The 20,770-nt window shown below is 68.9% G+C and carries 22 protein-coding genes; 8 read left to right on the plus strand and 14 right to left on the minus strand.

The window, feature by feature from the left end; genetic code table 11:
• Positions 1-18: 18 nt before the first annotated feature.
• Genes BLQ61_RS01525 through BLQ61_RS01555 form a run of 8 tightly spaced genes read right to left on the minus strand, consistent with a single transcriptional unit; the run spans position 19 to position 6,611 of the window.
• On the minus strand, positions 19-1,680 hold the full coding sequence (locus BLQ61_RS01525) for a nitrite reductase (RefSeq protein WP_091565825.1): 1,662 nt from the start codon (positions 1,678-1,680) through the stop codon (positions 19-21).
• Positions 1,673-2,884, minus strand: coding sequence for a heme d1 biosynthesis radical SAM protein NirJ (nirJ, locus tag BLQ61_RS01530; RefSeq protein WP_091565827.1), 1,212 nt, complete (start codon positions 2,882-2,884; stop codon positions 1,673-1,675). Before nirJ ends, BLQ61_RS01525 begins: the two co-directional genes overlap by 8 nt.
• 6 nt (positions 2,885-2,890) lie before the next feature.
• A complete protein-coding gene (gene ahbB / locus BLQ61_RS01535) occupies positions 2,891-3,370 on the minus strand; it encodes a siroheme decarboxylase subunit beta (RefSeq protein WP_091565830.1) in 480 nt (159 codons plus the stop codon).
• Positions 3,361-3,846, minus strand: coding sequence for an Lrp/AsnC family transcriptional regulator (locus BLQ61_RS01540; protein WP_091565833.1), 486 nt, complete (start codon positions 3,844-3,846; stop codon positions 3,361-3,363). The genes ahbB (BLQ61_RS01535) and BLQ61_RS01540 overlap by 10 nt, the downstream gene beginning before the upstream one ends.
• On the minus strand, positions 3,840-4,058 hold the full coding sequence (locus BLQ61_RS17160) for a hypothetical protein (protein WP_139182704.1): 219 nt from the start codon (positions 4,056-4,058) through the stop codon (positions 3,840-3,842). The genes BLQ61_RS01540 and BLQ61_RS17160 overlap by 7 nt, the downstream gene beginning before the upstream one ends.
• Positions 4,051-5,055 (minus strand): siroheme decarboxylase subunit beta, encoded by a 1,005-nt coding sequence (gene ahbB, locus BLQ61_RS01545; protein WP_091565835.1) that lies wholly within the window; start codon positions 5,053-5,055, stop codon positions 4,051-4,053. Before ahbB (BLQ61_RS01545) ends, BLQ61_RS17160 begins: the two co-directional genes overlap by 8 nt.
• A gap of 3 nt (positions 5,056-5,058) precedes the next feature.
• Positions 5,059-6,261, minus strand: a complete 1,203-nt coding sequence (locus tag BLQ61_RS01550; RefSeq protein ID WP_091565838.1) for a cytochrome D1 domain-containing protein — start codon at positions 6,259-6,261, stop codon at positions 5,059-5,061.
• Complete coding sequence (locus tag BLQ61_RS01555; RefSeq protein WP_091565840.1) at positions 6,258-6,611, minus strand: c-type cytochrome; 354 nt, start codon at positions 6,609-6,611, stop codon at positions 6,258-6,260. Before BLQ61_RS01555 ends, BLQ61_RS01550 begins: the two co-directional genes overlap by 4 nt.
• Before the next feature lie 182 nt (positions 6,612-6,793).
• Between BLQ61_RS01555 and cobA the strand changes: the two genes are divergently transcribed.
• Together cobA and rng are read left to right on the plus strand one after the other, a co-directional pair.
• Complete coding sequence (cobA, locus tag BLQ61_RS01560; RefSeq protein WP_091565843.1) at positions 6,794-7,621, plus strand: uroporphyrinogen-III C-methyltransferase; 828 nt, start codon at positions 6,794-6,796, stop codon at positions 7,619-7,621.
• A gap of 53 nt (positions 7,622-7,674) precedes the next feature.
• On the plus strand, positions 7,675-9,165 hold the full coding sequence (rng, locus tag BLQ61_RS01565; RefSeq protein ID WP_091565845.1) for a ribonuclease G: 1,491 nt from the start codon (positions 7,675-7,677) through the stop codon (positions 9,163-9,165).
• A 69-nt stretch (positions 9,166-9,234) separates the two neighbouring features.
• Here rng and BLQ61_RS01570 read toward each other — a convergent pair whose 3' ends face one another.
• From BLQ61_RS01570 to lptF, 5 genes are read right to left on the minus strand one after another with little or no spacing between them, the layout of a single operon-like run.
• Complete coding sequence (locus BLQ61_RS01570; protein ID WP_091565849.1) at positions 9,235-10,386, minus strand: pyridoxal phosphate-dependent aminotransferase; 1,152 nt, start codon at positions 10,384-10,386, stop codon at positions 9,235-9,237.
• Positions 10,387-10,394: 8 nt separating this feature from the next.
• On the minus strand, positions 10,395-11,336 hold the full coding sequence (locus tag BLQ61_RS01575) for a CysB family HTH-type transcriptional regulator (protein ID WP_091565852.1): 942 nt from the start codon (positions 11,334-11,336) through the stop codon (positions 10,395-10,397).
• Positions 11,337-11,370: 34 nt separating this feature from the next.
• Positions 11,371-11,751: a sirohydrochlorin chelatase gene (locus BLQ61_RS01580; RefSeq protein ID WP_091565854.1), complete on the minus strand. Its 381-nt coding sequence runs from the start codon at positions 11,749-11,751 to the stop codon at positions 11,371-11,373.
• A gap of 12 nt (positions 11,752-11,763) precedes the next feature.
• The gene (lptG, locus tag BLQ61_RS01585; protein WP_091565856.1) at positions 11,764-12,870 is read right to left on the minus strand and encodes an LPS export ABC transporter permease LptG; all 1,107 of its coding nucleotides are present in this window, start codon (positions 12,868-12,870) and stop codon (positions 11,764-11,766) included.
• Positions 12,867-13,961, minus strand: a complete 1,095-nt coding sequence (gene lptF / locus BLQ61_RS01590; protein WP_091565858.1) for an LPS export ABC transporter permease LptF — start codon at positions 13,959-13,961, stop codon at positions 12,867-12,869. The genes lptG and lptF overlap by 4 nt, the downstream gene beginning before the upstream one ends.
• Positions 13,962-13,984: 23 nt before the next feature.
• On the opposite strand from lptF, the gene BLQ61_RS01595 reads away from it, so the two are divergent.
• The 4 genes from BLQ61_RS01595 (at position 13,985) to BLQ61_RS01610 (ending at position 17,547) form a co-directional block, all read left to right on the plus strand.
• Positions 13,985-15,481, plus strand: a complete 1,497-nt coding sequence (locus BLQ61_RS01595; RefSeq protein WP_091565861.1) for a leucyl aminopeptidase — start codon at positions 13,985-13,987, stop codon at positions 15,479-15,481.
• 17 nt (positions 15,482-15,498) lie between these two features.
• Positions 15,499-15,939, plus strand: coding sequence for a DNA polymerase III subunit chi (locus BLQ61_RS01600; protein WP_091565864.1), 441 nt, complete (start codon positions 15,499-15,501; stop codon positions 15,937-15,939).
• Positions 15,936-16,280: a hypothetical protein gene (locus BLQ61_RS01605; protein ID WP_091565867.1), complete on the plus strand. Its 345-nt coding sequence runs from the start codon at positions 15,936-15,938 to the stop codon at positions 16,278-16,280. The genes BLQ61_RS01600 and BLQ61_RS01605 overlap by 4 nt, the downstream gene beginning before the upstream one ends.
• Positions 16,281-16,419: 139 nt before the next feature.
• Positions 16,420-17,547 carry a branched-chain amino acid ABC transporter substrate-binding protein gene (locus BLQ61_RS01610; protein WP_091565869.1) on the plus strand — a complete coding sequence of 376 codons (1,128 nt, stop codon included), beginning with the start codon at positions 16,420-16,422 and terminating at the stop codon, positions 17,545-17,547.
• Between the two features lie 123 nt (positions 17,548-17,670).
• Here BLQ61_RS01610 and fnr read toward each other — a convergent pair whose 3' ends face one another.
• Positions 17,671-18,414, minus strand: a complete 744-nt coding sequence (gene fnr / locus BLQ61_RS01615; RefSeq protein ID WP_091565871.1) for a fumarate/nitrate reduction transcriptional regulator Fnr — start codon at positions 18,412-18,414, stop codon at positions 17,671-17,673.
• 173 nt (positions 18,415-18,587) lie between these two features.
• On the opposite strand from fnr, the gene hemN reads away from it, so the two are divergent.
• Positions 18,588-19,970, plus strand: a complete 1,383-nt coding sequence (hemN, locus tag BLQ61_RS01620; RefSeq protein ID WP_091565874.1) for an oxygen-independent coproporphyrinogen III oxidase — start codon at positions 18,588-18,590, stop codon at positions 19,968-19,970.
• A gap of 3 nt (positions 19,971-19,973) precedes the next feature.
• Positions 19,974-20,705, plus strand: a complete 732-nt coding sequence (locus BLQ61_RS01625; RefSeq protein WP_091565876.1) for a sulfite exporter TauE/SafE family protein — start codon at positions 19,974-19,976, stop codon at positions 20,703-20,705.
• Positions 20,706-20,770 lie beyond the last annotated feature (65 nt).

Below are 20,770 nucleotides of genomic sequence, written 5' to 3' on the forward strand. Positions count from 1 at the left end.
GCCGCTGTCCCGGCGCGCTCAGTGCGAGGTGCCCTCGCTGCGTGTGATCTTGTTCCAGACGTTGTACTTGCCCACCGGCTTGCGCATCGGCAGGCGCTTGACCTCGCGCAGCGTCTGCGCGTCATACACCACCAGCGCGCCGTCGTCCTCCCAGACGCTGGCCAGCGCGTAGCGGCCGTCGCGCGTGAACTCGATGTGCGCCAGCGTGCGGCCCGGCTCGCGCACCTGCGCCACGGGCTGCAGCGTGCGCTTGTCGATGATGGTCAGCGTGTCGCGGGCCGTGGGGCTCATCATCGAATCGGTCCAGGCGTATGGCGTGGCCTCGTGGCTGCGCATGAAAAAGCCTGGCCCCGGCGTGGGGATGGTGCGCACGGTCTTCCAGGTCTGCATGTCGATCACATCCACTGCGCCGCCGCCCAGGTTGGGGCTGGCCAGCACCGTCGTGCCCTGCCAGGCGAAAGTGATGCCCGAGCCCAGGTGCGGCATGCCGGCGATCGGCAGGTCGGCCACCTTGACGCGCGCGTCCAGGTTGACCACCTGCGCGCTGGCGCGCTCGGGTGCGGCGCCGGCTGCGGCACGGCCCTGCGGGCGGGTGGCGCCCAGCACATGGCGGTAGGACTGGTCGAAGAAGAAGTCGTCCAGCGGCTCGCGCAGCGGCGTGCGGCGCACGCCGAAGTAGCCGGGGGTGGCAATGGCCTCGCCCATCTTGTAGTCGTGCACCAGGCCATCGTGGATCGGCGCGGCCTGCGGGTCGTACGAGATCTCCCACAGCTCGGGGATGTCCTTGAGCGCGACCACGAAGCTCTTGCGCGGCGCGGCGTCGTACACCGCCGACACGCGCGAGCTGGCCTTGCCGTCCAGCGTGGCGGCGGCGTAGGTTTTCACCAGGTTCAGCTCGGCGTCGAACAGCGCCACGGTGCGCGGCAGGTAGTTGGCGGCCATGACCCAGCGGCCGTCGCCGCTCACCGCCACGTTGCGCATGTTCAGCCCGGCGCGCACCTCGGCCACCACGCGCAGGCGCCACAGGTCGTACTTGGTGATCCAGCCGTCGCGCGAACCGAAGAAGACATAGCGCCCGTCGGGCGTGAACTTCGGCCCGCCGTGCAGCGCGTAGCGGCTGGCAAAGCGGGCGATGACCTCGAAGCGGTCGCCGTCCAGCAGCGAGACGTGGTGGTCGCCGCCCTCGACGACGACGAACAGGTTCATCGGGTCGGCGTTCCATAGCGGGCGCGCCGGCTCGTCCGGCGGCGCCGGCGTGAAGCTGCGCGAGGCGCGGATGTCGTCCTCGCCCCAGCGCGGCGCGGGCTGCACTGGGGCGCGCACCCAGTCGGCCAGCGCGGCGCTCTCGGCGTCCGACAGCACCTCGGCGAAGCCGCCCATCTGCGTGGCCTGGCGGCCCTCGCGGATCACGCGCAGCACCTCGGCGGGGCGGGTGCGCTCCAGACTCTCGGGCAGCAGCGCCGGGCCCATCAGGCCGGTGCGCTGCGCGCCGTGGCAGGCGGCGCAGTGCTGCTGGTACAGCAGGGCCGGACTGCGGCTACCAGCGGGCACAGGGGCGGTGGCGGCTGCATCGGTGGCCGCCGTGGCGGCAGGCGCCGCCTGGGCGAATGCCAGGCCGGCGGTCAGCGTCCAGAGCGCCAGGGCGGCGTGCAGCCAGGGGCGGTGTAAGCGTTCAGGCATGGGTCACCTCGATGCGGCGCTGGCGTCTGGCGGGTGGCAGCGGCGTGCTGGCGGCCCCAACCTCGTCGTCGCGCAGATAGCAGCCCGGGTCCTCGAACCAGGGGTTGCCGGTCAGCTGCTGGGCGCGCACGCGGGTGTTGCCGTTGCAGATCGCCAGGTGCCGGCAGCCGGCGCAGCGCCCCTGCACCGGGCGCGGGCGCGCCTTCAGCCCGGCCATCAGCGCATCGCCGGTGTCGTTCCAGATCTGCGAGAACGGCCGCGCGCGCACGCTGCCCAGGTCGTGGTGCCACCACATGGTGTCGGGGTGCACATGGCCCAGGTTGTCGATGTTGGCCACCATCTGCCCGCTGGCATTGCCGCCCCAGGCCACCAGGCGCTGGCGCAGCGCGTCCTCCCACCGCGGCAGGTGCTGGCGCGTCCACTGCAGCAGGAACGGGCCGTCGGCATCGTTGTTGCCGCTGACGTAGTCGTCCAGGCTGCCGGCCTGCGCGGCGGCCCAGGCATGGTCGAACAGCAGCTGCATGGCGGCGCGCGTGGCCTGGTGCTGCGCGTCCTGGTCGCGGTGGATGTTGCCGCGCCCGGCGTAGTTCAGGTGCGAGAAGTAGAACTTGTGCGCCCCCACCTCGCGCATCAGCGCCAGCAGCGCCGGCAGATCGTGCGCGTTCAGCGCGGTCATGGTGTAGCGCAGGCCCACTTTCACGCCCACCGCGCCCAGGTGGCCGATGGCCGCCAGGCTGCGGTCGAAGGCGCCGTCCAGGCGGCGGAAGCGGTCGTGCGTGGCGCGCAGCCCGTCCAGGCTGATGCCGACGTAGTCGAAGCCGGCGCGCGCGATGCGCCCGGCCATGGGCGCGTCGATCAGCGTGCCGTTGGTGGACAGGCCGGTATAGAAGCCCAGCTGGCGCGCGCGCGCGGCGATCTCGAACAGATCCGGGCGCAGCAGCGGCTCGCCGCCCGAGAGGATCAGCGCCGGCACGCCGAACGCCTTCAGGTCGTCCATCACGGCGAACACTTCCTGAAGCGACAGCTCGCCGGCGTAGTCGTGGTCGGCTGACAGCGCGTAGCAGTGCTTGCACGTCAGGTTGCAGCGGCGGATCAGGTTCCAGATGACGACCGGCCCGCGCGCGGCGCGCTCGCGCACGGCGGGCCAGTGGCCGGTGGCTTGGGCCTGCGCCAGCTCGCGCAGGTACTGGCTGATGCGGAACATGGGCGTTCACTCCTTCAGGCGCAGGCCGGTTTTTTTCAGGATGGCGGTGGAATACAGGATGTCGTGGCCACGGCAGGCATCCTGCAGCAGCGCGGCGACGGTGTCGGCCTGCGCGCGCACTGCCGCGTGGCTGGTGCCGTGCAGCATGGCGAACAGGTTGTAGGGCCAGTGCGGCAGGTGGCGGGGGCGGCGGTAGCAGTGCGAGACGAACGCCAGCGCGGCCACGCGCGGCGCCAGCGCGTCCAGGCGCGCGTCGTCCACGTCCCAGACGCTCATGCCGTTGGCCACATAGCCCAGCCGGTAGTGGTTGGGCACGGCGCCGATGCGCCGCACCAGGCCGTCGGCCAGCATCTGCTGCAGGCGCTGGCGCACCTGCGTGCCGCTCAGGCCCAGCGGTGCGCCCACGGCGTCGTAGGGGCGCGGCACCAGCGGCAGGCCGCCCTGGGTGGCGGCGATCAGGGCGCGGTCAAGCGGCGTCAGCGCCATGGCGCTTGCTCCTCGTCCTGCAGCGCGGCCAGGGCCGACAGGCGCAGCTCGACGCGGTATTCCGCCTCCTTGGGGAAGGCGTGCACGGCCAGGCCGGTGGCGCCGGCGATACGCGCCAGTGCGTCCTGCGCCAGCGCCGGCGTCTCGGCGGCGACGACGAACCACATGTTCAGCGCATGCGCGCGGCGGTAGTTGTGCGCCACCTCGGCGAAAGCGTTGACGCAGGCGGCGACGGCGTCGAAGCGCGCCTCGGGCACGGCCAGCGCGGCCAGCACGAACTGTCCGCCGGCGCGCTCGATCTGGAACAGCGGCCCGAAGCGCGTGAGCACGCCCTGCGCCAGCAGGCGCTGCAGGCGCGCGATGACCTCGTCCTCGGTCATGCCCAGGGCCTGGCCGACGGCGGCGTAGGGCTGGTCCACCAGCGGGAAGCTGCCGTGCAGGTGGTCGATCAGACGGGCGTCGGCGCGGCTCAGCATGCGGCCTCCGCAGCGGTGCCGCGCGACGGGCGAAAGCCGCGCTTTTCAAGCAAAAACAGGATCCAGCCCTTAATCGGCAAAGGCTTGCAGCTATGAAAAACGGAGCGCGCAGGCAGAATCTTTACGCCACACCTGGGCTTTTCAAGCGAAAAACGGCCTGAGCCCTTGTAAATCATGGGCCTGCCGCTATCAAAACAGGATTTTTCACGCATTCAGCGCCTCCGCCAGCGGTGCCGGCGCGCTGGCGGCGAAGCGGCGCGCGCCGGTCTGTTTGAAGCGCCGCGCGGAAAACAGCACCGCGTACGGATGCCCCAGCAGCCCGGCGCCGGCGCGCGCGGCCAGCAGTTGCGCCTGCACGGCGGCGCGGTCGCGCCCGTGCACCATGCAGTACAGGTTGTACGGCCAGCCCGGCGCGCGCGCGCGCCGGTAGGCCAGGGTCACGCCGGGGCGGTGCGCCAGCGCCTGGCCGAAGGCGTCGGCCTGTGCGTCGGGCACGTCGAACACGGCCATGGCGTTGGCGGCAAAGCCCAGCTCGTGGTGCCGCACCACCACGCCGAAGCGCGCCAGCGTGCCGGCCGCCAGCCAGCGCCGCAGGTCGGCCAGCACCGCGCTTTCGTCCACGCCCAGCCGGCGCGCCCAGTCGGCGTAGGGCTGGTGGCAGGGCGCCAGGCCCTGCTCGGCCAGCGCCGCCAGCGGCCAGTCGGTGGGCGCCAGCGCGGCGCCGGCGGCGCGGGTCGGGCGTGCCTGGCACGGGCCGACGCGCAGGTCGAAAGCGGTGTCGATGCGGTAGGGGCGCAGCATCGGCAGGCGCAGCACGGGCAGGGCGGTCTGCGCCTCGATGGCACGCAGCAGCGCCTCGACTGCCGGCGTATCGGCGCCGGTGGCGACGAACCACAGGTTCAGCGCGTGCTCGCGCTCGTAGTTGTGGTTCACGCCCGGGTGCGCCGACACCTGCCGCGCCACCTGCGCCAGCCGCGCCGGCGGCACGGCCATGGCCGCCAGGGTGGAGGCGCCTCCCGCGCCGGGCGCGAACACCGCGCCGATGCGGCTGACGGCGCCGGCGCGCTGCAGCCGGGCGTAGTGCGCCAGCACCGCGTCTTCCTCCAGGCCCAGCGCCCGGCCGATGGCCGCGAAGGGGCGCGCGCACAGCGGAAAGCCGCGCTGCCAGTCGTTCAGCAGGGCCAGGTCGGCCGGGTGCTGCCGGTGCATGGCTCAGAAACCCATGCGCTGGGCGCGCGCGGTGAAGAAGATGCCGCTGGGCGCGTCCACGTCCAGCCGCGCCTGCGGCTGCAGGCTGTGGGTGTCATAGACCTGCACCCGGTTGTCGTCGCGGCAGCTGATCCAAACCGATTCGCCGCGCGGGGTGAACTCCATGTGCAGCACGGCGCGCCCGGGCTGCAGGGTCTGCACCACCTGCTGGCTGGGGGTGTCGATGACCTGCACCCGGTGGTAGTCGGGCACCGAGAAGTTGACCCACACCTGGCGCCCGTCGGGCCGGGCCATGACGAACACCGGCTGGCCGGCGACGGGGATGCGCGCCACCTCCTGCCAGCTGTCGGTGTCCACCACCAGCACCTCGTGGCGGCCGATGGCCGGCAGGTAGGCATGGCGCCCGGCCAGCGCCCAGCCGCGCAGGTGCGGCATCTTGTACACCGGCAGCGGCTGCTGCCCGCGCCCGTAGCCCGACAGGATGCGGCGGGCGCGCGCCGGCTCCTGCCACAGGTCCACCAGCGCCAGCCCGTCCTCGCCGAACAGCCCGGCGATGTAATGCCGGCCGTTGGGCGACAGCAGCGCGTCGTAGGGCTGGCGGCCGACGGCCGGCAGGGTCTGCACCTGCGGGCGGCGCGGATCGGCGCAGTCGGCGATGCAGATGGCGTCGGCGTCGAACAGGCTGTAGATGAAGCGCTGCTGCGGCAGGTCCGCCAGGCCGACGACGCGCGAGCGCGCGCCGTCCGGGGTGAGCGCCGGCACGTCGGCCAGCAGCGCGAGCGTGGCGGCGTCGAAGACCTTGATGCCGCCGGGCTGGTAGTTCTGCGCCACCACAAGCCGGCCGTCGGCGCTGATGGCGCCGCCGATGGAGTTGCCGGCCTGCAGCACGCGCCGCGCGATGCGCCGCGCCGGCAGGTCCACCTGCGTCAGGCCGCCGTCGCGGCCGAAGACGTAGGCGAAGCGCGCATCGCGCGAGAACACCACCGAGGCGTGCGACAGGTCGCCCAGGCCCTCGACGCGGCCGACGGCCTCGCGCCGGCTGGTGTTGACCACGGTCAGCGCGCCACGCGCGCGCTCCACCACCACGCCCAGGTCGCCCGTGGCGGGCAGGGGCGCGTCGGCATCCACAGCGCGGGGTGGTGCCGCGCAGCCAGCGGCCAGCAAAGGGGCGCTGGAGGCCAGCGACAGCAGGGAACGGCGTTTCATGGGGTGGTGCTCCGTGGCGCTTCTTCAGGAAAGCCCTGGGCCAGCTGGCGCGCGATCCACAGCGCCTCGCCGCCGTCCAGCAGCGCGCTCCAGGGCGGCATGGGGGTGCCGGCGATGCCGTGGGTAATGACGGCGGCCAGGAATTCGGGCGGCTTGTGCGCCAGCGCCTCGCGCGTCAGCGCCGGCCCCAGGCCGCCGGTCAGGCGCATGCCGTGGCACGAGCCGCAGTCCTGGCGCACCATGCGGATCAGCTGTGCGGCGCGCTCGGGCGGCGGCGGCGCGGCGTCCTGCGCCAGGGCGCCGGATGCGGCCAGGGCGGCGGCCAGCAGGGGAAAGAAGTTCGACGGCATGCACACGCTTTCAGAAGCTGGGAATGCGTCCACGGCTTCTCAGGGTTAATCCGGTTGCGGCAGGTGTTCCCATGCTGGCCGGTGGGGCGTGTGTCGTCCTTGAGAAGTGTCAAGGACGCAGCGCGGGGCGCTGCGAACAATGCAGCCACGCAACCACGGCAGCACGCCGGAAAGACGCAGACATGAGCTTTGTCGAAGAAGCCCGCTGGTTCCAGGCGCCCCCGGCCCAGGACCCGTCAGCCCCCGTGGCGCCCGGCCATGTCACCCTGGTGGGCGCCGGCCCGGGCGACCCGGAACTGCTCACTGTGCGCGCGCTGCGGGCGCTGCAGGGCGCGCGCATGGTGCTGTACGACCACCTGGTCAGCCGCGAGGTGCTGCAGTACGTGGACCCGGCGGCGGAACTGGTGTATGTGGGCAAGCAGTCCTCGCAACACACGCTGCCGCAGGAGTCCATCATCGACCTGATGCTGCGCCTGGCGCGCAGCGGGCGCAGCCTGGTGCGGCTGAAGGGCGGCGACTGCTTCATCTTCGGGCGCGGCGGCGAGGAGGTGCTGGCGCTGGCCGAGCACGGCATCCCGTACGACGTGGTGCCCGGCATCACCGCCGCGCAGGCCGCGGGCGCCTGCGCCGGCATCGCGCTCACGCACCGCGAGCACGCCGGCACGCTGGTGCTGGCCACCGGCCACCTGTGCGGCCGTGACGAGGTGGCGCTGGACTGGCAGGCGCTGGCCCGGCCGCGCCAGACGCTGGTGATCTACATGGGCATCGCCACGCTGGCGCTGATCTGCCGCGAACTGCAGGCGCACGGCCTGCCGGGCGGCACGCCGGCGGCGCTGGTCGAGCGCGCCAGCCTGGCGCAGCAGCGCTGCGTGACCGGCACGCTGGCCGGGCTGCCGGCGCTGGCGCAGCAGCACGACGTGCGCGCGCCGGCGCTGATCGTCATCGGCGAGGTGGTGGCGCTGCAGCCGCAGATCCTGCGCGGCATGGCGGTGCCGGCGCAGGCCGGCTGAGGGCCCTGGCGGCGACTGTCCGGCGGGCGGCTTTCAGGCATCATGAAAGCCGTATGCAACAAGACATCCTCATCAACTGGTCACCCCAGGAAACGCGCGTGGCGGTGATCGAAAACGGCGCCGTGCAGGAGCTGCACGTCGAGCGCACGCTGGAACGCGGGCTGGTCGGCAACGTGTACCTGGGCAAGGTCTCGCGCGTGCTGCCGGGCATGCAGTCGGCGTTCATCGACATCGGGCTGGAGCGCGCCGCCTTCCTGCACGTGGCCGACGTCTGGCAGCGCCAGGAGGGCGGCGAGGCGCCGATGTTCGCGCGCAAGGGCGAGCCCCCGGTGCCCATCGAAAAGCAGGTCTTTGAGGGCCAGCCGCTGATGGTGCAGGTCATCAAGGACCCCATCGGCACCAAGGGCGCGCGCCTATCCACGCAGATCAGCATCGCCGGGCGGCTGCTGGTGTTTCTGCCGCAGGACGACCACATCGGCATCTCGCAGAAGATCCCGTCGCACGAGCGCGACGCGCTGCGCGCGCGGCTGCAGGTCCTGGTGGGTGACAAGGAGCACGGTGGGGCGGGCGGCGGCTTCATCCTGCGCACCAACGGCGAGGACGCGAGCGACGCCGAGCTCTCGGAAGACATCGCCTACCTGCGCAAGACCTGGGCGCGCATTCGCCAAGCGGCCGTGACGCTGCCGGCAGGGTCGCTCCTGCACCAGGACCTGAACCTGCTGCAGCGCGTGCTGCGCGACCTGGCGGGCGAGCAGACGCAGTCCATCCGCATCGACTCGCGTGAGCAGTTCGAGCTGCTGGCCGCATTCGGGCGCGAGTTCATGCCCTCGGCGGTGCCCAAGTTGCAGCTGTACAAGGGCGAGCGGCCGATCTTCGACCTGTACGCCATCGACGAGGAAATCGCCCGCGCTTTAGGCCGGCGCGTCGACCTGAAGTCCGGCGGCTATCTGATCGTCGACCAGACCGAGGCGCTCACCACCATCGACGTGAACACCGGTGGCTACGTCGGCGCGCGCAACTTCGATGACACGATCTTCAAGACCAACCTGGAGGCGGCCGGCGCCATCGCGCGCCAGCTGCGCCTGCGCAACCTGGGCGGCATCGTCATCGCCGACTTCATCGACATGGTGCGCGACGACCACCGCGTGGCGGTGCTGGCCGAGTTCAGGAAGCACCAGGCGCGCGACCGGGTCAAGACCATGATCGGCGGCTTTTCGCAGCTGGGCCTGGTGGAGATGACGCGCAAGCGCACGCGCGAGTCGCTGGCGCACATGCTGTGCGAGCCGTGCCCGACCTGCACCGGCGTGGGCCAGGTGAAGACCGCGCGCAGCGTCTGCTACGACATCCTGCGCGAGGTGCTGAGGGAAGCCCGCCAGTTCAACCCGCGCGAGTTCCGTGTGGTGGCGTCCCCCAAGGTGGTCGAGCTGTTCCTGGACGAGGAGAGCCAGCACCTGGCCGGGCTGTCGGACTTCATCGGCAAGCCGATCTCGCTGCAGGCGGAAAGCAGCATGGGGCAGGAGCAGTACGACATCGTGCTGCTGTAGCCGTTTGGATGCTATCGTAATAATAGCTTGAAGCCCATGCATCGTATGGGATTGCAGCCATTTTGATGCCTAAAGTCGGCGCAGCTGCTGCAGCGCCGTGTGCAGCGTCTCGTCCCGCTTGGCGTAGCAAAAGCGCACCAGCCGCTGGTCGAAGTTGTCGCCGTAGAACGCCGACACCGGGATGGCGGCGACGCCGATCTCGCGCACCAGCCATTCGCTGAAGGCCTGCTCGGGCAGGTCGCTCACGGCGGAGTAGTCCACGCACTGGAAGTAGCTGCCCGCGCTGGGCAGCAGCTTCAGGCGCGAGCCCGCCAGGCCGGCGCGGAACAGGTCGCGCTTGGCCTGGTAGAAGGCCGGCAGCTGCAGGTAATGCTGTGGCTCCTGCAGGTACTGCGCCAGGCCGTGCTGCATGGGTGTGTTCACGGTGAACACGTTGAACTGGTGCACCTTGCGGAACTCGGCCGTCAGTGCTGCCGGCGCGACCACCGTGCCGACCTTCCAGCCGGTGACGTGGAAGGTCTTGCCGAAACTGGAGACGACGAAGGCGCGCTCGGCCAGGCCGGCAAAGCGCGCTGCGCTCTGGTGCTGCTCGCCGTCGAACACCATGTGCTCGTACACCTCGTCGCTGACCAGCAGCACGTCGGTGGGGGCGAGCAGTTCCTCCAGCCGGCGCATCTCGGCCGCGCTCCAGATGGTGGCGCTGGGGTTGTGCGGGCTGTTCAAGATCAGCAGGCGCGTGCGCGGCGACAGGGCTGCGGCGATCCTGTCGAAGTCGGGCCGGAAGCTGCCGGGGGTGAGCGGCACGCGCACCACCGTGGCGCCGGCCAGCTCGATGTTCGGCACGTAGCTGTCATAGCACGGCTCCAGCACGATGACCTCGTCGCCCGGGCGCACGCAGCACAGGATGGCGGTGAGGATCGCCTGGGTGGCGCCGGCGGTGATGGTGATCTCGCTGTCGGGGCTGTAGCGGCGGCCGTGCAGTGCCTCGATCTTCGCGGCGACAGCGTTTCGCAGCGCGGGCACGCCGGGCATGGGCGGGTACTGGTTGTGGCCGGCGCGCATGGCCTCGGCCACCGCGTCCAGCAGTGCCGGGTCGCAGGCGAAGTCCGGGAAGCCCTGGCCCAGGTTGACGGCGCCGTGCTTGGCAGCCAGGGCGGACATGACGGAAAAGATGGTCGTGCCCACCTGGGGCAGCTTGCTCGGGAACGTGGGCGTCGGCATGGGGGAATTCAGAGTTCGTAGTCGTTCACGTGGCCGGTCATGGCCCGGTCGACCAGGTCGCGGCTCAGGCGGTCGCTGACCAGTTCGGCGAAGCGGTACACGAAGTTGCGCAGGTAGGCGCCGCGCTTGAAGGCCACACGCGCCACGCTCTGGCCGAACAGGTGGCCCATGGGGCGCACCGCCAGGTCGGTCTGCGGATCGTCGCGCATGGCCATTTCGGCGACAATGCCCACGCCCAGGCCCAGACGCACGTAGGTCTTGATCACGTCGGAGTCGATGGCCTCCAGCACGATGCGCGGCTGCAGCTTGCGCGCGGCAAACGCCTGGTCGATCTTGGCGCGGCCGGTGAAGGAGGGGTGGTAGGTGATCAGCGGCTCGTGCGCCAGGTCGTCCAGGCCGACGCGCTCCTTTTGCGCCAGCGGGTGGCCGGACGGCAGCACCAGCACGTGCTGCCATTCGTAGCAGGGCAGGGTGACCAAGTCGGGGTAGGCGGCCAGCGACTCGGTGGCCATGCCGATCTCGGCTACCTCGTCGATGACCATGCGCGCCACCTCGTGCGGCGTGGCCTGGTGCAAGCTGATGTTGACCTTGGGGTAGTGCTCGCGCAGCCGCGCCACGGGCATCGGCAGCACGTAGCGCGCCTGGGTGTGGGTGGTGGCGATGGACAGCGTGCCGCTGTCCTGCTGGCTGTACTGCTCGCCGATGCGCTTGAGGTTGCCGACCTCGCGCAGGATCAGCTCGATGCTGCGCAGCACGTGCTGGCCCGGCTCGGTGATGCGTTTCAGGCGCTTGCCGTGGCGCGCGAAGATGTCCACACCCAGCTCGTCCTCCAGCTCGATAATGGCCTTGGACACGCCCGGCTGCGAGGTGTGCAGCGCCTTGGCGGCCTCGGTCAGGTTCAGGTTGCGCCGCGCAGCTTCCTGGACGAAGCGGAACTGGTGCAGGTTCATGCTTTTCCCCAATAAAGATTGGTGAAATTATGCCTTATTGATCTATGGCGGCTTCCGCCGCGATGTCGGCCATCAACTGCAGCAGGCGCTCGTCTTCACCGACGTGGGGCGCCAGCCGCAGCTGCAAGGCCGGATGGGCGCGGGCCAGCGCTTCCACCGTCAGCGGCAGGTCCTCGCGCACATGCCGGCCGGCGCCCAGGAACAGCGGCACCACGGCGATGCGCCGGATGCCCTGCGTGGCCAGCTCCTGCACCACGTCGTGCAGCGTCGGCGGGCACAACTCCAGGTAGGCGCAGCGGACGACGGCATCCGGCTGCGCCGCCTGCAGGCGGGCCTGCACTGCCTCGACGGGCCGGCGCCACAGCGGGTCGCGCGAGCCGTGGGCCAGCAGGATGATGGCGTGGGATGGGGACATGGCGAGGGGTTCCTAGCGCCTGAGCACCAGCCAGCCGAAGGCCGCCAGCGACAGCGCGGTGTAGATCAGCCCCGGCGCCGCGGCGGTGAGCCAGGGCGACCAGTTCTGCAGGTTGCCGGCGAAGCCGAAGACGTTGTTCAGCATGAAGAAGCTGATGCCGGCCATGACGCCGCCGAACACATAGCCGGCGATGCCGCCCGAGCGGAAATGCAGGTAGGCGAAGGGCAGCGACAGCACCACCATCACCAGGCAGCTCAAGGGATAGAACACCTTGCGCCAGAACTCGATCTCATAGCGCTGGGCCGATTGGCCGTTGGCCTCCAGGTGGCGCACGTAGCGGAACAGCTCGACCGTGGGCATCTTGTCGGGCTTCAGCACCGCGGCCGAGACCATGCTGGCGGTGATGCGCGTCGGCCAGCGCAGTTCGGCATCGACGCTGCGCTGCACCAGCACCCGGTCCTCAGCGGTGCGCTCGAACAGGCTGCGCCGCACGCCGTGCAGCAGCCAGGCTTCGCCATCCTCGCTGAAGGCTCCGGTGTCGGCGGTGATGGTGGCCGCGACCTGGCCGTGCTCGTCGAATTCGAACACCCGGATGCCGTGCATGCGCGCCTCCGGATCCAGCCCGCGCACGTTGATGGCGCGCGAGTGATCGCCCTGGCGCTCCTTCAGCCAGGCGCCGGTGGCGCCGGTAGTCAGCTGGCCCACGTGCCGCGCGCCGACGAGCTGCGCCGCGCGCTCGCTGGCGGGAGCGATGTAGTCGCCGATGGCGAAGGTGACCACCACGAAGGCGCTGCCCAGCAGCAGCAGCGTGCCCAGGGCCCGCCCCGGGCCCAGCCCGCTGGTGCGCAGGATAGTGAATTCCGAGCTCTGCGCCAGCCGCGCCATGACGAAGATGGTGCCGATCAGCACGGTGATAGGCAGCAGCTCGTACAGATGCTGCGGCAGGCCCAGTGCCACGAACAGCACGGCGCGCGAAATGGTGTAGCCGCCGCCGCTGCGCCCGACCCAGCGCAGTTCGTCCATCAGGTCGAACAGGAAGAACAGCGCCAGGAAGGCCAGCGTGGCGAAACCGACGCTGGTCAGAATCTCGCGGTAGAGGAAGCGGCGCAGGGTCTTCATGGCGTTGCAGGGCGGCGCAGGAGCGCACGCAGCGACCAGTGGTTGTGCCGCGCGGCCAGCGCCAGCAGTGCCAGGGCCAGCGTGCCGCCATGCAGCGCGGCCATGAAGGGCAGCGCGGCCAAGCGCTCGCCGCCCACCCAGCTCTGGCCCATGGTCATCAGGTTGTAGTACACGACGAAGCTGAACAGCGCCAGCAACAGGCTGACGCTGCGCCCGGCGCGCGGGTTGACTACCGCCAGCGCCAGCCCCAGCACCACGAAGTTCAACACCGCGACGACCAGACCCACGCGCCAGGCCAGCTCGGCGCGGAACAGCGGCTCGGGCCGTCGCATCAGTTCCAGCGTGTCGCGCGTCTTGACGGCTGCTTCTTCGGCGCTGCCGCCGGAAGCCGAACCGATGCGCGTGCCATATTCGACGAACTCGCTCAGGCGCAGGCGCGGCTGGTCGTGGAAGGTCTCCAGGCGCTGTCCCTGGCTGAGCACCACCAGGCGCTCGCCTTCCACGACCTGCAGCTGCGCGCCCTGGGCCGAGGTGACGGTCTCGCGGTCGTTTTCCTGGGTGGCGATGAAGACGTTGCTGGCGGAAGTGGCATCCGGTGTTTCCTTGTCGATGAAGAACACCCGTGTGCCGCCGGCCGATTCCTGGAACTGTCCCGGCGCGATGCGATCCACATCAGCCCGCTGCTCGTAGCGCGTCTTCAGGTCCTGCACCTGGCGGTTCGCCCACGGCCAGGCGACGAGCGACAGCGCCCCCACCGCCAGCATCACCGGCCAGGCAAAGCGCAGCAGCGGCGCCAGCAGGCTGGCCAGGCCGCGTCCGGCGGCAAACCAGATCACCATCTCGCTGTCACGGTACATGCGCGACAGCACGCTGACCACGGCCACGAACAGGCTCAGGCTCAGGATGGTGGGCAGTTGCCCGAGCACGGTGAAGCCCATGACCAGCAGCACGTCGGTGGGCGCCACGCTGCCGCGCGACGCTTGGCCCAGGGTGCGGATCAGCATCATGGTCATAACGACGGTGATGAGCACCACCAGCGTCGCGCCGAACGAGCGCGCCAGCTCCTTGCGGATAGACGAATCGAATAACATTGGTCGGAAGGAAAACGACGATTATGGACTTCGAACTCAAGACGCTCGCCCCGGCGGCGGCCACAAAATTCAAGTGCGACCTGCTGGCGGTGCTGGTGCCCGAAGGCGTGGCGGGGCAGGACAATGTGCTGGGTGCACTGGCCACGCGCGCCATCGCTGCCGGCGATCTGGAGGGCAAGCCCGGCAAGCAGCTGCAGCTGTATGCGCCCGCCGGCGTCGCAGCGCGGCGCGTGCTGCTGGCGCCCTGCGGCGATGGCTCGCCAGCGGCCATGCGCAAGGCGGTGCAGGCCCTGGGTCCGGCGCTGAAGGATGCCGGCGTGCGGCAAGCGGCCGTGCTGTTCATGGCAGAGCCCGCGGCGGGTGCCGTCGACGCCGCGCTGCGCGCAGCGGCAGATGCCCTCTATGTCTACGCGGCCACCAAGAGCCAAGTCGAGCTGCCGGCATTGCGCAAGCTGACTTTCGGCGTACCCAAGGCGGACGCCGTGCGCGGCGAATTCGACGCGGCACGGGCTGTGGCGCGGGGCGTGGAGTTCGCCCGGGAGTGGGCAAACCGCCCGGCCAATCACGCCACGCCGACGCTGTTGGGTGAGGCCGCCAAGTCCCTGGCCAAGCTGGGCCCTGTGCGCTGCACGGTGCGTGGCCCGGCCGAGGTGGCCAAGCTGGGCATGGGTGCCTTCATGGCCGTCGCGCAGGGCTCGGCCGAGCCGCTGCGCTTCATCGAACTGCGCTACGACGGCGCCGGCAAGACGCAGGCGCCCATCGTGCTGGTCGGCAAGGGCATCACCTTCGACACCGGAGGCATCTCGCTCAAGCCGGCACCCGAGATGGACGAGATGAAGTTCGACATGGGCGGCGCGGCCAGCGTGCTGGGAGTGTTCCGCGCCCTGGCCGAGCTGCGCCCGGCAGTGAACGTGGTCGGCCTGATCCCGGCCTGCGAGAACATGCCCGACGGGCGTGCCCTCAAGCCCGGCGACGTGGTCACCAGCATGAGCGGGCAGACCATCGAGGTGCTGAACACCGACGCCGAGGGGCGGCTGGTGCTGTGCGATGCGCTGACGTATGCGGCGCGCTTCAAGCCCGCGGCGATCATCGACATCGCCACGCTCACCGGCGCCTGCGTCATCGCCCTGGGTGGCGTGCGCAGCGGTCTGTTTTCCACCGACGATGCGCTGGCGTCCGACATCCACGATGCCGGCGCGGCCGCGCTCGATCCGTGCTGGCGCATGCCGTTGGATGACGACTATGCCGAAGGCCTGAAGAGCAACTTCGCCGACGTGGCCAACGTGGCCGGCCGTCCCGCCGGGGCGGTGACGGCGGCCAAGTTCCTGCAGCGCTTTGTGGGTGACACGCCCTGGGCGCACCTGGACATCGCCGGTTCGGCCTGGAAGGGCGGCGCTGCCAAGGGTGCCACCGGGCGGCCGGTGCCGCTGCTGACGCGCTATCTGCTGGCGCAGGCGGCTGCAGCGCGGCCGCAGGCAGCCGCCAAGGCTGTCCGCAAGGCCAGCAGGGCCACGCGCTGAACGAAGGGCAGGCTCGTATGGCCGAGGTCGCCTTCCATTTCAACGTGCCGGACAAGCTGGCCTATGCCTGCCGCCTGGTGCGCAAGGTGGACCGGCACGAACTGCGCGTGGTGGTGACCGGCGACGATGACCAGCTGCAGGCGCTGGACCGGATGCTGTGGGAGCTGGAGCCTACCGATTTCGTGGGCCATTGCATGGCGGATGCGGAGCCGGCGGCCCTGGCGGCATCGCGTGTCGTGCTGGCGCCCGATCCTGCCACCTGCGTGCACCGGGACGTACTGGTCAACCTGGGGTGGGAGCTGCCGCCCCTGCATGCAGCGTTCCAGCGGGTGATAGAAGTCGTCAGCCAGGACGACGAGGCCGACCGCAGACATGCCCGGCAGCGCTGGAAGCAATATGCGGCCGGCGGCCACGCTATCGTGCGTTTCGATCTGGCGGCCATGCCGGAGACGCGATGACCACCGCACCGCGTACTCCGCCGCGCTACGTCCCGACGCTGACGGATGTGGTACAGGCCGATCAGGAACCGCTGTTGGCCGCAAGCGAGCAAGCTGGTCTGCCGGACGCTCCCGCGCTCCCGCTCTCCGCTGGCGATCTGGAAGAACAGCTGGTACACCGTGTACTGCAGCGCGTGGACATGGTGCTGGAGCAGCGTCTGCGCAGCTGCATTGCACAGGTAACGCAGGAACAGACGCGATCGCTGATACCGCGTTTGCGCGAAGAGGTGGAATCCGTCGTGCGGCAGTCGGTCTACGAGGCAATGGCGCAGGAGTTGGCAGCGGAGCGTTCCCGGGGCTGATCCGGCCACCGGGTATTTCCCGGTGTCGCATCCTGCCGACCTCCGCGTGTTCCCTAGTGCTGGACCCGGTGAATTGAGCTTAAGTTTCGTCGCGTCGTGCCACAACCCAAGCTTTTCAGCACACTCACCGGAGAACTCTATGCACTTGAACTTGAAATTGACCGTGGTTGCCGCCATCGCTACTGTTGCTGCTGCAGCCTCCGCCCAGGAAGTGGTCAGGATTGGACATGTCGCGCCGATTTCAGGGGCGCAGGCGCACTTCGGCAAGGACAACGAAAACGGCGCACGCATGGCCATCGAGGAGCTGAACTCCCAGGGGCCGACCATAGGCGGAAAGAAGGTCAGGTTCGAACTGGTGGCCGAGGACGATGCGGCCGATCCCAAGCAGGGCACCGCGGCAGCGCAGAAGCTGTGTGACGCAAGGGTGGCCGGCGTGGTCGGTCACCTGAACTCCGGCACCACCATTCCGGCCTCCAAGGTCTATAACGACTGCGGGATTCCGCACGTCACCGGCGCCGCCACCAACCCCAGCCTGACCAAGCCTGGTTACAAGACCACCTTCCGCATCATCGCCAACGACAATGCGCTGGGCGCAGGTCTGGCTTCCTACGCAGCCGACACGCTGAAGCTGAAATCCGTGGCCATCGTGGACGACCGTACGGCCTATGGCCAGGGCGTGGCCAACGTGTTCAAGAAAGTCGCCGCCGAGAAAGGCATGAAGGTGGTGGACGAACAATTCACCACCGACAAGGCTACGGATTTCATGGCCATCCTGACGGCCATCAAGGCCAAGAACCCGGATGCCATCTTCTTTGGCGGCATGGATCCGCAGGCCGGTCCGATGCTGCGCCAGATGGAGCAGCTGGGCATGAGCAACGTCAAGTATTTTGGCGGCGATGGCGTCTGCACCACCGAAATCGCCAAGCTGGCTGCGGGTGCCAAGACCTTGTCCAACGTGGTCTGCGCCGAGGGCGGTTCGTCGCTGGCGAAAATGCCCGGCGGCGTTGCCTGGAAGGCCAAGTACGACGCCAAGTACCCCAACCAGTACCAGATCTACAGCCCGTATACCTATGACGCCACCATGCTGCTGGCGGATGCCATGAAGCGTGCCGGCTCGTGGGATCCCAAGGTCTACATCCCCGAACTGTTGAAGTCCAACTACAAGGGCGTGACGGCGAACATCGCGTTCGAGCCCAATGGCGAAATGAAGAATCCGGCCATCACGCTGTACAACTACGTCGACGGCAAGAAGACACCGCTCAACTGAGCGCCGCGGGGCCGGCTTGGTCCCGCAGCGTGGGAAGAGTGCCCATGCAAAAGGCGATGTGCATTGCACATCGCCTTCTTTTTTGGTGCCGGGCAAGTTGCTGGCAGGCAAGCCATGCTCAGTTCAATGGCAACCCTGGTGGCTATTGACGATGCGCTTGAGTGCTGCCGTGTCGAGGATACGTACATGGCGCTGTTTGACCTCGACAATCCCGTCCTCCACGAACTTGGAAAAGGTCCGGCTCACGGTTTCCAGCTTCAGGCCCAGATAGCTGCCGATCTCCTCGCGCGTCATGCGCAGGATCAGCTCGGACTGCGAGAAACCGCGCGCGTGCAGACGCTGTACCAGGTTGAGCAGGAACGCAGCCAGGCGCTCGTCGGCTCGCATGCTGCCAAGCAGCAGCATCACGCCATGCTCGCGCACGATCTCGCGGCTCATGATCTTGTGCACGTGCGTCTGCAGCGCCGTGACCTCGCGCGAGAGCTCCTCGATCCGATCAAAAGGCATGACGCAGACCTCGGCATCCTCCAGTGCCACTGCGTCGCAGGTATGGTGGTCATGCACGATGCCATCCAGGCCGATGATCTCGCCGGCCATCTGGAAGCCGGTCACCTGGTCGCGCCCATCCTCGGTCGCTACGCAGGTCTTGAAAAACCCGGTGCGAATGGCAAAAAGCGAGGTGAAAGGCTCGCCGTTGCGGAACAGCGTGCCGCCCCGCTTGATCTTTCGGCGCGTGGCGACGATCTCGTCGATACGCTTGAGCTGCTGCTCCTCCAGTCCGACCGGCATGCACAACTCGCGCAGATTGCAGTTGGAGCAGGCGACCTTGATGGCCTGCAGTGGAGGGGGCGTGGTTTCCCTGGTCATGACGTAAGCTTACATCCGAATGCAAAGGCGTCTGAGGCTTTGCCAGAAGCGGCAAAACGATGGCTTGATCGTACGCCATTGTCAGTTGCACACATGCAGCTGGCTTGATTGAAATCAAGTGTGGCCCTACATGCTTGCGGCACAGTCGCCGATCACGCAAGGATTTTTTCACCATGACCGTTGTCACCCCCGACCTCCTGCGCCGCTTCGACGTTCCCGGGCCCCGCTACACGTCCTACCCCACTGCCGACCGCTTCGTGGAGGCGTTCGGTGAGCAGGAATACGTCCTGGCACTGCAGCAGCGCAAGATCGGTTCGGTCGGCAAGGCAACGCCGCTCTCGCTCTACGTGCACATCCCCTTCTGCGAATCGCTGTGCTACTACTGCGCCTGCAACAAAATCATCACCCGGCACCCGGAACGCGCCGAGGTGTATCTGCGCTACCTGAGCCGGGAGATTGATCTGCATACCGCGCACTGCGGTATAGGGCAGCAGGTCAGCCAGCTGCACCTCGGGGGCGGCACGCCGACCTTCCTGTCCGATGCCGGGCTGCGCGACCTGATGGCGATGATCAAGCGCAGCTTCACGCTGGTTCCGGGTGGCGAGTACTCCATCGAGATCGATCCACGCACGGTCGATGAGCAGCGCCTGGCGCTGCTGGCCGAGCTGGGTTTCAACCGCCTGAGCTTCGGTGTGCAGGACTTCGATCCGGAGGTGCAGAAGGCGGTGCATCGCATCCAGCCGGCGGAAAAGGTCTTTGCCCTGGTGGACAGCGCCAGGCGGCTGGGCTTCGAATCGGTCAACGTGGACCTGATCTATGGCCTGCCGCGCCAGACGCCCGAGTCGTTCGACCGAACCCTGGCGCAGGTGGCAGAGCTACGCCCCGACCGGATCGCGTTGTACGCCTATGCCCACCTGCCCGAGCGCTTCAAGCCTCAGCGGCGCATCGTCACCGCCGAGCTGCCGCAGGCCTCTGCCAAGGTGGCGATGCTGGCGCGGGCCCTGGAAGTGTTTGCCGATTCCGGCTACACCTATATCGGCATGGACCACTTTGCCCTGCCTGACGATGCACTGGCGGTGGCCAAGCGCCAGGGCCGGCTGCACCGCAACTTCCAGGGCTACAGCACACAGCCTGACTGCGACCTGATCGGCCTGGGCGTGTCGGCCATCGGCCGCATCGGAGCCACCTACAGCCAGAACGTCAAGACGCTGGACGAATACTACGACGCGATCAACCAGGGCAACCTGCCGGTCGTGCGTGGCCTGGCACTGACGCGTGACGATCTGGTCAGGCGTGCGGTGATCATGGCGCTGATGTGCCAGGGTGAACTGCTGTACCAGCCGATGGAGGAATCCTGGCTGATCGACTTCCGCCAGCACTTCAGCGCAGAGTTGCAGGAGTTGCAAACACTGGAGCAGCAGGGCCTGGTCGCGCTGAGCGATGAAGGCATCACCGTCACCCCCATGGGCTGGTATTTCGTGCGTGCGGTGGCCATGGTGTTCGACAGGTATTTGCAGGCCAATCGCAACCGCGCGCGGTTTTCACGGATCATCTGATCCATGTTCCTGGCGCTGGCCACCACGGTTTTTCTCATGGGCTTGTTCGGCGGCACACATTGCCTGGCGATGTGCGCCGCCCCATGCGGAGCGCTGACGGGCGCGGCGCGCCCAGCTGCGGGATCGGCCGGCGAGCAGGTGGTCCACTGGCAACCGGCACAGTCCAGCGTGAGCGGGCGTATGCTGGCGTTTCATGCGGGAAGGCTGCTGGGATATGGTGCGACCGGGGCTGTTGCGGCATTCGCCATCGACAAGCTGGCCTGGGCCGGCTCGCAAAGCGCCGCGCTCAAGCCGCTTTGGGCGCTGACCCACGTGCTGATCATGGGATGGGGGCTGGTCATGCTGACGCAGGCGCGACAGCCCGCATGGCTGGAAGCTGCCGGGCGCAGGGTGTGGGTCCGTGCGCGCAGCGCCGTGGTCCGTCCGGGCGGCGTGTTCATGGTCGGCATGGCCTGGGCATTGTTGCCTTGCGGTTTGCTCTACACGGCCTTGATGACGGCTGCGCTCAGCGGCAGCGCTGCGGCGGGCGCGTTGTGCATGGTGCTGTTCGGCATTGGCAGCGGGCTGTGGCTGGTGCTGGGCCCATGGGCCTGGCGCCGGTTGCGCAGCGGATTGCCCGGCACGGCGCAGGAGTGGGGTGCGCGCGCGGCGGGGGTGGTGCTGTGCGTATTGGGGGGCTGGGCGTTGTGGATGAATCTGGTCCACGGCCAGCCGGCACCCTGGTGCGTCACCTGAGGCACGGCTGCATGTCAATCGGCAATCTCGCGTACGCTTTCCCTTCATGCTGCACCGTCCCGTGC

Origin of the sequence: Oryzisolibacter propanilivorax, from assembly GCF_900103645.1 — a bacterium.
Taxonomy (GTDB): domain Bacteria; phylum Pseudomonadota; class Gammaproteobacteria; order Burkholderiales; family Burkholderiaceae_C; genus Melaminivora; species Melaminivora propanilivorax.

Excerpts from the sequence above, each read along its gene's own strand:
- fnr (WP_091565871.1), bottom strand. The coding sequence starts at position 18,414 with ATGACCAGGGAAACCACGCCCCCTCCACTGCAGGCCATCAAGGTCGCC.
- BLQ61_RS01610 (WP_091565869.1), top strand. The coding sequence starts at position 16,420 with ATGCACTTGAACTTGAAATTGACCGTGGTTGCCGCCATCGCTACTGTT.
- BLQ61_RS01540 (WP_091565833.1), bottom strand. The coding sequence starts at position 3,846 with ATGCTGAGCCGCGCCGACGCCCGTCTGATCGACCACCTGCACGGCAGC.
- cobA (WP_091565843.1), top strand. The coding sequence starts at position 6,794 with ATGAGCTTTGTCGAAGAAGCCCGCTGGTTCCAGGCGCCCCCGGCCCAG.
- BLQ61_RS01570 (WP_091565849.1), bottom strand. The coding sequence starts at position 10,386 with ATGCCGACGCCCACGTTCCCGAGCAAGCTGCCCCAGGTGGGCACGACC.
- BLQ61_RS01525 (WP_091565825.1), bottom strand. The coding sequence starts at position 1,680 with ATGCCTGAACGCTTACACCGCCCCTGGCTGCACGCCGCCCTGGCGCTC.
- BLQ61_RS01625 (WP_091565876.1), top strand. The coding sequence starts at position 19,974 with ATGTTCCTGGCGCTGGCCACCACGGTTTTTCTCATGGGCTTGTTCGGC.
- BLQ61_RS01555 (WP_091565840.1), bottom strand. The coding sequence starts at position 6,611 with ATGCCGTCGAACTTCTTTCCCCTGCTGGCCGCCGCCCTGGCCGCATCC.
- BLQ61_RS01575 (WP_091565852.1), bottom strand. The coding sequence starts at position 11,336 with ATGAACCTGCACCAGTTCCGCTTCGTCCAGGAAGCTGCGCGGCGCAAC.
- hemN (WP_091565874.1), top strand. The coding sequence starts at position 18,588 with ATGACCGTTGTCACCCCCGACCTCCTGCGCCGCTTCGACGTTCCCGGG.
- ahbB (WP_091565830.1), bottom strand. The coding sequence starts at position 3,370 with ATGGCGCTGACGCCGCTTGACCGCGCCCTGATCGCCGCCACCCAGGGC.
- BLQ61_RS17160 (WP_139182704.1), bottom strand. The coding sequence starts at position 4,058 with ATGCGTGAAAAATCCTGTTTTGATAGCGGCAGGCCCATGATTTACAAG.
- BLQ61_RS01605 (WP_091565867.1), top strand. The coding sequence starts at position 15,936 with ATGACCACCGCACCGCGTACTCCGCCGCGCTACGTCCCGACGCTGACG.
- lptF (WP_091565858.1), bottom strand. The coding sequence starts at position 13,961 with ATGTTATTCGATTCGTCTATCCGCAAGGAGCTGGCGCGCTCGTTCGGC.
- rng (WP_091565845.1), top strand. The coding sequence starts at position 7,675 with ATGCAACAAGACATCCTCATCAACTGGTCACCCCAGGAAACGCGCGTG.
- ahbB (WP_091565835.1), bottom strand. The coding sequence starts at position 5,055 with ATGCACCGGCAGCACCCGGCCGACCTGGCCCTGCTGAACGACTGGCAG.
- nirJ (WP_091565827.1), bottom strand. The coding sequence starts at position 2,884 with ATGTTCCGCATCAGCCAGTACCTGCGCGAGCTGGCGCAGGCCCAAGCC.
- lptG (WP_091565856.1), bottom strand. The coding sequence starts at position 12,870 with ATGAAGACCCTGCGCCGCTTCCTCTACCGCGAGATTCTGACCAGCGTC.
- BLQ61_RS01600 (WP_091565864.1), top strand. The coding sequence starts at position 15,499 with ATGGCCGAGGTCGCCTTCCATTTCAACGTGCCGGACAAGCTGGCCTAT.
- BLQ61_RS01595 (WP_091565861.1), top strand. The coding sequence starts at position 13,985 with ATGGACTTCGAACTCAAGACGCTCGCCCCGGCGGCGGCCACAAAATTC.
- BLQ61_RS01580 (WP_091565854.1), bottom strand. The coding sequence starts at position 11,751 with ATGTCCCCATCCCACGCCATCATCCTGCTGGCCCACGGCTCGCGCGAC.
- BLQ61_RS01550 (WP_091565838.1), bottom strand. The coding sequence starts at position 6,261 with ATGAAACGCCGTTCCCTGCTGTCGCTGGCCTCCAGCGCCCCTTTGCTG.